This is a genomic window from Streptomyces blastmyceticus (assembly GCF_039521185.1).
Lineage (GTDB): Bacteria > Actinomycetota > Actinomycetes > Streptomycetales > Streptomycetaceae > Streptomyces > Streptomyces blastmyceticus.
Map to the genome: position 1 here is coordinate 697,769 of NZ_BAAABW010000026.1, position 11,008 is coordinate 708,776.

The following is an 11,008-nucleotide window of genomic DNA, read 5'->3' on the forward strand; positions in this document are numbered from 1 at the left end:
TCGTCGCCCCTCATGCCACGCGCTCCCCTGCGATCGGGTTGCCCGCCCAGCGGGTCCCGGCGGGCACGGACTCGCCGCGCATGACCAGCGAGGAGGGCGCGATAGCGGCGTGCTCCCCGATGCTGGTGCCGGGCAGGACGATACCGTGCGGGCCCAGCGAGGCGCCCGCGGCGAGGTGGACGGTGTCCATCCGCATGATCCGGTCGTGGAAGAGGTGGGTCTGCAGGACACACCCGCGGTTGACGCTGGCGCCGTCGCCGATGGAGATCAGGTCGGTCTCGGGCAGCCAGTGCGTGTCGCACCACACGCCGCGGCCGATCCGGGCACCGAGGCTGCGCAGCCACCAGTTGAGGACCGGGGTGCCGGTGAAGGGGCCCGCCATCCACGGCACGGCGAGGGACTCCACGAAGGTGTCGTACAGCTCGTTGCGCCAGACGAAGGAGCTCCACAGCGGCTTCTCCCCCACCTTGAAGCGGCCCATGAGCAGCCACTTCGCCGCGGTGGCGGTCAGTCCCGCGGCGGCCGCGGCGGCCAGCAGCAGGGGGGCGCCGACGGCCGCGGCGAGGCCGGGGCCTCCGGCGTCGAGCGCGTCCTGCTCGCCCAGCAGGACCAGTTCGGCGAACGCGAAGCCGATGATCAGCGGCAGGACGCGGCACATCTCGACGGCCGCGCGGGCGAACACGAGGCGGCGCGGCGGCTCGAAGGTGCGGCCCGTCTCGGCGACGGTCGCGACGCGCGGCAGCGGCATCGCGGGACGGCCCAGCCAGGAGGAGCCCGGCTCGCTGTGTTCGGGGGTGTCGGAGAGGACGCCGATCAGACCGTGGTCGGGCACGCTCCGGCCGGGGCCCACGATGCCGGAGTTGCCGACGAAGGCGCGCCGCCCGATGCGCGCGGTGCCCAGCCGCATCCGGCCGCCGTGCAGTTCGTAGGGGGCGACCAGGGTGTCGTCGGCGAGGAAGGCGCCGTCGTCGACCGTGAGCAGCGACGGGAGCGGGAGCACCGTGGAGATCTCGGCGTTCTTGCCGACGCGGGCGCCCAGCAGGCGCATCCAGACGGGGGTGGCGAGGCCCGCGTAGAGCGGGAAGAGGCTGGAGCGCGTGGAGTCGAGCAGCCGGGTGACCAGCCAGGCGCGCCAGGCGACGCCGCCGGTGGCGGGGTGGTCGCCGGGGGTGATGCGGCGCCCGAGGAGCCGGACGACGCCGGCGACGACCAGCGCCCAGCACAGGGTGGTGGCGACGGTGAGCACGGGCGCGGCGGCGAGCAGCAGCAGCGACACGGAGATCAGCGTGGAGCAGCCCTTGACCAGGTAGTACGTGCCGACCAGCGCGGGCAGCGCGGAGAGGAGCGGCAGCAGGGGCAGGGCCCCGAGGGACAGCGCGTAGGCGAGGCGCCAGCGCAGTGACATCCGCTGGGTGGTGGGCGGGGTGGGGCGGGCGCGCCGCGTGGTGCGGCTGCCGCCGGAGCGGAGCGGGCCCTTGGCCCGGCCCGCGTACGGCTCGGGCCGCCCGGTGGGCTGCGGCCGGACGGAGGAGGCGCCGCGCGTGGCGCGGCGGTTGCGGGTGAACGGGCGGGAGGAGACGGCCGTGCCGCCGCGTCCGGAGCCGTCCGCGTCGTGGGCGAGGGTGTCGGCGTGGCCGGTGCCGGTGCCGTGCGCGACGGCGTCGTGCCGTACGGCGGCGGTGCCGTCCGTGGGGCGCGGGACCGTCGGCGAGAGGTCCGCGGCGGTCTCGTCCAGGGGGCGCGGGATCGCGCCTTCGGAGCCCGCGGTCGCGGTGCGGCCGGCGGCGGCGTTGCGGAGTGCGGCGGTACGCGTGCCCGCGTCGGCCCGTGCGGCCGCGGTGTGTGCTGCTGCCGCGCGGGCACGCGGGCGCGCCGGGGAGCCCTCCCAGGTCTCGCCGGCCGGGATGTGGCCGTCCAGGCAGGCGCCGGAGGTGAGTTCGGCGTTCGCGCCGATCGAGGCGCCCGGCATCATCATGCTGCGGTGCGCCACCCGGGCGCCCGCGCCGACCTTCACGGCGCCGACGTGCAGGAGTCCGCCGTCGAGCCACCAGCCGGAGATGTCGGCCTCGGGTTCGATGCCGCAGCCGTCGCCGAATTCGGCGAGGCCGGTGACCGGCGGCATCGCGTGCAGGGCCACGCCGCGGCCGGCCTTGCAGCCGAGGGCGCGGGCGTACCAGGCGGCCCAGGGGGTGCCCAGGAGGGCGGGGACGCCGAAGGAGGCCACGGTGCGTTCGGCGGCCCACAGCCGCAGGTGGACGCGGCCGCCGCGCGGGTACGCGCCCGGCTTGATGCCGCGGGTCAGGGTGCGGGCGGCCGAGGCGCCGATCGCGAACCGGGCGGGTGCGCTGAAGAGCACGACCCAGCCGGCCAGCACCAGCCACCAGGAGGTGTGCGGTGCCCAGGCCTCGGGGGCCAGCAGTCCGAGGACGTTGTCGGCGGCGGCGAGGCCGACCAGCCCGCGCAGCCCGGCGACGCCGAACAGCGCGCACTGCACGAGGACCTGGGCCACGCCGGTGCGGCGCCGCAAGGGGCGCACGGGGCGCACCTCGGGCGCGGGGCCCGTGCCGCGCGCGGGGGCGAGGGAGTCGATGTGGTCGGCCATGTCGCGCAGGACGGGGTGCCGGTAGAGGCCCGCGACGGAGACGCCGGGGTGGTGCTCGCGCAGCGAGGACGCCATGCGGGCGGCGGTGAGGCTGGTGCCGCCCAGGGAGACGAAGTCGGATTCGGCGGTGGGCCGGGTGCCGAGCAGCTGTTCCCACAGGTGGGCCAGGCGGGCGGCGGTGCCGTGCAGCTCCTCGCCCTCCTCGGCGCTCTGCGGCAGCGGCCACGGCAGGGCGTCGCGGTCGACCTTGCCTGAGGTGCGGGTGGGCAGTTCCTCGACCTCGGCGAGGACGGGGACCAGGGCGGCGGGCAGCCGCTCGGCCAGCAGAGCTCTTGCCTTGTGCCGTTCGTAACCGCCGTCCGGCAGCACGTAGCCGACGAGGAGTTTGCCGCCCGCCGGGGTGGTGCGTACGGCCGCGGCGGCGCCCTGGACGCCGGGCAGGGCGCTGAGCGCGGCGTCGATCTCGCCCAGTTCGAGGCGGCGTCCGCCGATCTTGATCTGGTCGTCGGCGCGGCCCGCGAAGACCAGGCCCTCGGGGTCGGCGCGGACGAGGTCGCCGGTGCGGTAGGCGCGGTCGGTGTCCAGGGCGGCGGAGGGGCTGTAGCGGTCGGCGTCCTTGACCGGGTCGAGGTAGCGGGCGTTGCCCGCGCCCGCGATGACGAGCTCGCCCTCGGCGCCGAAGGGCACGGGCGCCCCGGTCTCGTCCACGACGGCCAGTTCCCAGCCGTTGAGGGGCAGTCCGATGCGGACGGGCTCGCCGGGGTGCATCCGGGCGGCGCAGGCGACGACGGTGGTCTCGGTCGGGCCGTAGGTGTTCCACATCTCGCGGCCGGGCACGGCGAAGCGGTCGACGAGCGCGGCCGGGCAGGCCTCGCCGCCGACGATCAGCAGCCGCACCCGGTCCAGGCACTCCGGGGGCCACAGCGCCGCGAGGGTGGGCACGGTGGACACCACGGTGATGCCCCGCTCGACCAGCCAGGGGCCGAGTTCGTGACCGGCGCGGACCAGGGCGCGGGGAGCGGGGACGAGGCAGGCGCCGTACCGCCAGGCCAGCCACATCTCCTCGCAGGAGGCGTCGAAGGCCACGGACAGTCCGGCCAGCACCCGGTCGCCGGGGCCCAGCGGGCTGCCCTGGAGGAAGAGCGCGGCCTCGGCGTCGACGAACGCGGCGGCGCTGCGGTGGGTGACGGCGACGCCCTTGGGTGCGCCGGTGGAGCCGGAGGTGAAGATGATCCAGGCGTCGTCCTGCGGGAGCGGCTCCGGCCGCTGCGTCCGCGAGGGATCGACGGGTCCGGCCGTGTGGAGGCCGTCGGCGCCGAGGACGGCGCAGACGCCCGCCTCGCCGAAGACGGTGGTGGCGCGCTCCTCGGGGTCGTCCGCGTCGACCGGCACATAGGCGGCGCCGCAGGCCAGCACGGAGAGGATGGCCAGATACAGCTCCGCGGTGCCCGAGGGGATGCGGATGCCGACGCGGTCGCCGGGGCCGATGCCGGTGCGGCGCAGCCGGTCGGCGCGGGCGGTGATCTCCTCCCGCAGGGCTCGGTAGGTGAGGGCCTCGGTGCCGGTGTCGAGGGCGAGGGCCTCGGGATGTGCGGCGATCGTGGTGTCGAGTACGTCGAGCAGGGTACGCGGGTGCGGTGCCGGGGCACTGCGGTAGCGGGCCTGCCCCACAGGGGGGTCCTGTGTGCCGGGTTGTGGGCCGGAAAGGGACGGGGACATCGGTACGCCTCTATTCGCCTTAATTCGACGGCGGGTGGAACGGACGCCCTCGGGACGTCCGCCACCACAGACGCCGCCCCCCGGCGCAGGGTTCGCATGGCGAAGCCAACATTCCGCAAATCGAACACCTGCTGGAGCATCCCCATCAGCAGTTCAAATCCGCCACCGGGCGGGGCCTGGGGACGGCCGACCACGGCGCGTCGCCCCGTCCGCCATGGTCATCGCTTGGCCAAACATTGGCCTGTACCTGGGTTTGTTTTCGGACACCGCTTCACCCGGACGGGCTGTTGCGGTTTCCGACCCTGTCAGTTCTCTGTGAGACGGCCGTCCTCGACCCGGATGCGGCGGGTGGTGTGGACGGCATCGAGCATCCGGCGATCGTGGGTGACGAGCAGCAGCGTCCCCTCGTACGACGCGAGCGCGGACTCCAGCTGCTCGATGGCCGGCAGGTCGAGGTGGTTGGTGGGCTCGTCCAGGACCAGCAGATTGACGCCGCGGGCCTGGAGCAGCGCGAGGGCGGCGCGGGTCCGCTCGCCCGGGGAGAGCGTGGCGGCCGGGCGCAGCACATGGGCGGCCTTCAGCCCGAACTTCGCGAGCAGCGTCCGGACGTCGGCGGGCTCCAGCTCGGGCACGGCCGCCTCGAAGGCGTCCAGCAGCGCTTCGGTCCCGAAGAAGAGGGCGCGCGCCTGGTCGACCTCACCGACGACGACACCGGGGCCGAGCGCGGCGGCTCCCGCGTCCAGCGGCAGGCGGCCCAGGAGCGCGGCGAGGAGCGTGGACTTGCCGGAGCCGTTGGCGCCCGTGATCGCGACCCGGTCGGCCCAGTCGATCTGGAGGTCGGCGGGGCCGAAGGCGAAGGAGCCGCGGCGGACCTCGGCGCCGCGCAGGGTGGCCACGACCGCGCCGGAGCGGGGCGCGGCGGCGATCTCCATGCGCAGCTCCCACTCCTTGCGGGGCTCGTCGACGACGTCGAGGCGCTCGATGAGCCGCTCGGTCTGCCGGGCCTTGGCGGCCTGCTTCTCGGTGGACTCTGTGCGGAACTTGCGGCCGATCTTGTCGTTGTCGCTGGCCTTGCGGCGGGCGTTCTTGACGCCCTTCTCCATCCAGTTCCGCTGGGTGCGGGCGCGGGCCTCCAGGCCGGCGCGGGTGTCGGCGTACTCCTCGTACGCCTCGCGGGCGTGCCGGCGGGCGGTCTCGCGCTCCTCCAGATAGGCGGCGTAGCCACCGCCGTAGAGGGTGATCTGCTGCTGGGCGAGGTCGAGCTCGAGCACCTTGTCGACCGTGCGGGCGAGAAACTCGCGGTCGTGGCTGACGAGGACGGTGCCCGCGCGCAGCCCGGTGACGAAGGACTCCAGGCGGGCCAGGCCGTCCAGGTCGAGGTCGTTGGTGGGCTCGTCGAGGAGGAAGACGTCGTAGCGGCTGAGCAGCAGCGAGGCGAGGCCCGCGCGGGCGGCCTGGCCGCCGGAGAGCGCGGTCATGGGCCGGTCGAGGCCGACGGTGAGGCCGAGGGAGCCGGTGACCTCCTCGGCGCGCTCCTCCAGGTCGGCGCCGCCGAGGTCGAGCCAGCGGTCGAGGCTGTGGGCGTAGGCGTCGTCGGCGCCCGGGGCGCCGTCCACCAGAGCCTGGGTGGCGGCGTCGAGGGCGGCCTGGGCCTCGGCGACGCCGGTGCGGCGGGCGAGGAAGGCCCGCACCGTCTCCCCGGGGCGGCGCTCGGGCTCCTGGGGCAGGTGGCCGACGGTCGCGGTGGGCGGGCTGAGCCGGACGGCGCCCTCCTCGGGGGTGGCCAGGCCCGCGAGCAGCCGCAGCAGCGTCGACTTGCCCGCGCCGTTGGCGCCGACCAGTCCGATGACGTCACCGGGGGCGACGACGAGGTCGAGCCCGGCGAAGAGGGTGCGGTCGCCGTGTCCGGCTGCGAGGTCCTTGGCGACGAGGGTGGCGCTCATGATGCGCCGACTCTAACCGCTTGAGGGCCCGGTCCCATAACAGTTTTTTCTATGGGCGGCCTGTGGCACCCGCGCGATCCCGCCACCGGGGGCGGGATCGCGCGGCCGGTCAGGCGGCCGGGACGTGGGACGGCGCCGACGGGCGGAAGCCGTACGGCGGGGTGCCCGGGTGCGGCACGGGGCGGTGGCCGCCGGCCGTCGCGCGGGCGAAGGCCGCGCGTCCCCCGACGAACGGCAGCTCGGCGGAGGTGCGGCTGAGGTCCACCGTCAGCCGCGGGCTGGTGGCGGCGGGCTCGATGAGCCCGGCGTCGGTGCCCGCGACGATCAGGGCGAGGCGGTGGCCCGCCGGGACGACGTGGTCGGTGGCGGCCAGGTCGAGGGTGAGGGTGTACGGCTTGCCGGGGGTCAGCGGGCGCGCCTTGCCTCCCGCGTAGTGGCCGAGGTCGGCCCAGCCGCGGCTGAAGACGGTGTATCCGACCTGCTCGGTGTCGGCCGCGGTGTTCTTGAAGCAGCCGGTGTCACCGGGGGTGCCGCTCCCCCAGCAGCTGCTGTCGGCGAGGGTGCGGATGCCCTCGCCGTCGGCCGCGTAGTTGCGGATGGTGGCCGGGCCGAGGTCCACCAGGACGGCGGAGAGGTGGGCGGAGGCGGTGGACGGGGTGACGGTGAGGCGGACGGTGGAGGAGCCGGACAGCCGCAGGTCGCGGGCGAGCGGCCCGGTGGTGAACCCGGCCTTGCCGGGGGTGGGTTCGTCGATGTGGGCGGACCAGTCGCCCTCGTTCAGCTTCGGGTCGTCGGTGAAGGAGGCGGTGGTGCCGGACGGCGCGGGCGCGAGGCCCAGGGTGCCGACGCCGGCGACGGGGCCCGCGGCGGGGCGGAGCGCGGTGGTCCGGGTGCCGCTCGGCGGCCAGACGCGGTCGGTGGACCACTGGTCGGGGGCGCGCTCGATGTCGGCCATGGGCTCGCGCTCGATGCCGTTGGCGTAGCCGAGGAGGTAGTGGTCGAACCAGCGGTGCAGGGTGGGCACCCAGGCCTCGCGGCGGAAGTCGAAGGGGTCGACGTGCCCGGCCGTGGACAGCCAGATCTTGCGCTCCACGCCCTGCTTCGCGAGCGCGTCCCACCACTGGCCGAAGTGCTTGGTGCGGACGTTGAGGTCCTGCGCGCCGTGGACGACGAAGACGCTGGCGCGCACCTTGTCGGCGTCCTTGACGTAGTCGCGCTCGTTCCACAGCGGGGTCCAGTCGCCGTTGCGCGGTGCGCCCTCGACGAGTTCGCGCTGGACGGCCTGGCAGCGGGCGCGCGCCTCGGGGCTCTCGATGCCGTCCGAGAGCCCGTCGGGGCCGCCGTCGTAGAGGGCGGCGCCCTTGGCGAAGTAGTAGTCGTACCAGGAACTGATCCCCCCGATCGGGACGATGGTCTTCAGGCCCTCGACGCCGGTGGCGGCGACGCCGTTGGCGACGGTGCCGTCGTAGCTCTTGCCGATCATCCCGACGGCGCCGGTGGTCCAGTCGGCCGTGACGGCCGTCCGCCCGGTGCGGCTGCTGTAGCCGCGGGCGCGGCCGTTCAGCCAGTCGACGACCGCCTTCGCGGACCGGATGTCGGAGCGGCCGCCGATGTCGACACAGCCGTCGGAGCGATTGGTTCCGGCCAGGTCGACCAGGGCGACGGCATAGCCTCGCGGGACGAAGTAGTTGTCGTAATACAGCGGGAACTGCACCGGGTTGCCCTGTGCGTCATAGGTCTTCTTCTGGCTCTCGTTGCCCCGGCCGCAGCAGGAGTAGTACGGGCTGGCATCCATGATCACCGGCACGCGGCGGCCCTGTTCCGCGGGCTCGCGGGGGCGGATGATGTCGACGGCGACCCGGTCGGACCGCCCGTCGCCGTCACCGTCGACCTTGATGTCCACCCATACCGACTCGCGCACGGCACGGTCGTACGAATAGACGGGTCTGCTCTCCTTCGGCTTCGCCGCTCCGCCGGGGGCGGCGGTCGCCGCGCCCGACGGTGCGACGAGCACGGCCAACAGGGCGGCGACGGCCGCCAGTACGGTTCCGGTCCAAGGTATGCGGGCGGTGTCCCGCGGACGTGTGCGCATCGCCGGACCGTAGCGCGGCGGACTGCCGTGCAGAAGGGGATGCGAGCAGTCTCACGAGGTGGCCGGAAACACAGCTCATGACAGGCGCATGACGTTCGCATGTCGACCGCCCCATGGACATACCCTCCTCCACAGTGAGTACATAGGCTTCGAGTGATCGTTCTCCTCTACGAGTTGGAGTGACTCGTGCGTCACAGACTCATCGTTCCGGGCGCGGCCGCCGTCTGCCTGCTGCTGGCGATTCCCGCATCGGCCGCCGAGCCCACGCCGGGTGCCCCGGGCGTCGGGGACTCCTACTACCCCGACTCCGGCAACGGCGGGTACCACGTCTCCCACTACGACCTGAGGCTGAAGTACCAGCCGAAGACGGACAAACTGGAGGGCACGGCGACCCTGCTCGCCACCACCACCCAGGACCTGTCCCGCTTCAACCTGGACTTCCTGCTCGACGTCAACGAGGTCCTGGTCAACGGCAAGAAGGCCACGTTCGCCAAGTCGGGTGTCCACGAACTGGAGATCACCCCCTCCGCCGCCCTCCCCAAGGGCAAGGACATCAGCGTGGTCGTCCGCTACAGCGGCACCCCCTCCCAGGTGAAGGTCAACAACTTCACCGCCTGGTACCGCACCCCGGACGGCGCGGTGGTCGCGCAGGAGCCGGAGGCCGCCGCCTGGTGGTTCCCCAGCAACGACCACCCGACGGACAAGGCCACGTTCGACATCTCGGTGTCGGTGCCGGACGGATACCAGACGGTCAGCAACGGCATCCTCGGCTCACAGACCTCCAAGCTCGGCTGGACACGCTACAACTGGCGCTCCGCCAAGCCGCAGGCGACGTACCTCACCACACTCGCGGTGGGCAAGTTCGACATCACGCAGGACACCACCGCCAACGGGCTGCCCGTCCTCAACGCCTACAGCAAGGACCTCGGCGACAACGCCCCGGCCGTGCGGGCGAGCGTCGAGCGCACCGGCGAGATCATCGACTGGGAGAGCTCGCTCTTCGGGCCGTACCCCTTCACCGCGGTCGGCGGCTATGTGCCCAACGTCAAGACGGGCTACGCGCTGGAGACCCAGACCCGGCCGTACTACAGCCCCTCCAGCTTCGCCAACGGCGCCAACACCTCGCTGATCGTGCACGAGCTCGCCCACCAGTGGTTCGGCGACAGCGTCTCGGTGAAGGACTGGAAGAACATCTGGATCAACGAGGGCTTCGCCACCTACGCCCAGTGGCTGTGGTCCGAGAAGGAGGGCGAGGGCACCACCCAGGAGCTCGCCGACTACATCTACAACGGGGTGCCCGCCGACAACGTCTTCTGGACGGTGAAGCCGGGCGACCCGGGCGCGGACAAGCAGTTCGACCGCGCCGTCTACGACCGGGGTGCCCTCGCGCTCCAGGCGCTGCGCACCAAGGTCGGGGACAAGACGTTCTTCGAGATCCTCCAGGGGTGGACCGCCGCAAACAAGTACGGCAACGCCTCCGTGCAGGACTTCACGACGTTCGCCGAGAAGGTCTCCGGCAAGCCGCTGGCACAGCTCTTCGACACCTGGCTGTTCGCCACGTCGAAGCCGGCCGTGTCGCCGAACGCCACGGACACGGCGGGCAAGGCGGGGAAGGCGGCCAAGTCGCTCAAGGCCCCTGCCCAGCCCAAGTCCTGGAAGAAGATCCAGGAGGCGCAGGCAGCCCACCCGCACCACTGATCCCGCACGTCCGGCAGGGCCCGTCCCGCACCCACGGTGGTGCGGGACGGGCCCTGCCCCTGTGTCATGGGCGGTGAAACAGCATTACTGTTGAACCCCAGGGTGCGGAACAGAGAGCGAGGCGCTGCCGATGGCCACGGACACGGACACCGAGGAACCGGACCTCACCGTCGACGAGTTGGCCGCCCGCGCCGGCGTGACCGTGCGCACCGTGCGCTTCTACAGCAGCCGCGGGCTGCTGCCACCGCCCGAGATCGGCCCCCGCCGGGTCGGGCGCTACGGCCCCGGCCACCTCTCGCGGCTGGCCCTGATCGAGGAGCTCCAGCACCAGGGCCTCACCCTCGCCGCCATCGAACGCTATCTGCGCCGGCTCCCCGACGGGATCGGCCCGCACGACCTCGCCATCCACCGCGCCCTGGTGGCCTCCTGGACACCGGACGAGCCCGAGGAGACGACGCACGCGCGACTGGAGCGGCGGGCCGGGCGCGCGCTCACGGAGGAGGACGTCGACCGGCTCGTCGCGATGGGCGCGGTGGAGCGGCTCTCCCCCGAAGGCCCCCTCCGCGTCGACCCGGGCCTGCTCCCCCTCGGCATACGGCTGCTGGACGTCCCCCTCACCCCGGAGACGCTGCTCGCGGCGCGCACGGTTCTGCTGGAGCATGCGCGCGCCACGGCCGGGGAGTTGACGCGGCTCTTCCGCGACGGGGTCGACGCGACGGATGTGGCGGCCATGAAATCGCTCTCGGCGCATATGCAGCCGCTGGTGGTGCAGGCGTTGGTGACGGCGTTTCAGCGGTCGTTGCGGTGTGAACTGCGTTCGCTGTACGAGCAGGCGCCCCGCTAGGCCCATCGCGCCTGCGGCGAGCCTTCCCCCACCCCGCCCCTTCCCGAACTGGGGCTTCGCCCCAGACCCCGAAGCACGCTTCGCGCGCTGTCCTCAAACGCCGGACGGGC

At 73.5% G+C, this 11,008-nt stretch carries 5 protein-coding genes; 2 read left to right on the forward strand and 3 right to left on the reverse strand.

Annotated features, from left to right (window positions below; genetic code table 11):
- Window positions 1-10: 10 nt before the first annotated feature.
- The 3 genes from ABD269_RS25475 to ABD269_RS25485 form a co-directional block, all read right to left on the reverse strand.
- Window positions 11-4,321 carry a Pls/PosA family non-ribosomal peptide synthetase gene (locus ABD269_RS25475; RefSeq protein ID WP_425572972.1) on the reverse strand — a complete coding sequence of 1,437 codons (4,311 nt, stop codon included), beginning with the start codon at window positions 4,319-4,321 and terminating at the stop codon, window positions 11-13.
- A gap of 305 nt (window positions 4,322-4,626) precedes the next feature.
- The gene (locus tag ABD269_RS25480) at window positions 4,627-6,264 is read right to left on the reverse strand and encodes an ABC-F family ATP-binding cassette domain-containing protein (RefSeq protein WP_344121383.1); all 1,638 of its coding nucleotides are present in this window, start codon (window positions 6,262-6,264) and stop codon (window positions 4,627-4,629) included.
- 109 nt (window positions 6,265-6,373) lie between these two features.
- Window positions 6,374-8,356, reverse strand: coding sequence for a Xaa-Pro dipeptidyl-peptidase (locus ABD269_RS25485; RefSeq protein ID WP_344121385.1), 1,983 nt, complete (start codon window positions 8,354-8,356; stop codon window positions 6,374-6,376).
- Between the two features lie 186 nt (window positions 8,357-8,542).
- Between ABD269_RS25485 and ABD269_RS25490 the strand changes: the two genes are divergently transcribed.
- Together ABD269_RS25490 and ABD269_RS25495 are read left to right on the forward strand one after the other, a co-directional pair.
- The gene (locus ABD269_RS25490; protein WP_344121387.1) at window positions 8,543-10,054 is read left to right on the forward strand and encodes a M1 family metallopeptidase; all 1,512 of its coding nucleotides are present in this window, start codon (window positions 8,543-8,545) and stop codon (window positions 10,052-10,054) included.
- 130 nt (window positions 10,055-10,184) lie between these two features.
- Window positions 10,185-10,898: a MerR family transcriptional regulator gene (locus ABD269_RS25495; protein ID WP_344121389.1), complete on the forward strand. Its 714-nt coding sequence runs from the start codon at window positions 10,185-10,187 to the stop codon at window positions 10,896-10,898.
- The last annotated feature ends 110 nt before the right edge of the window (window positions 10,899-11,008 follow it).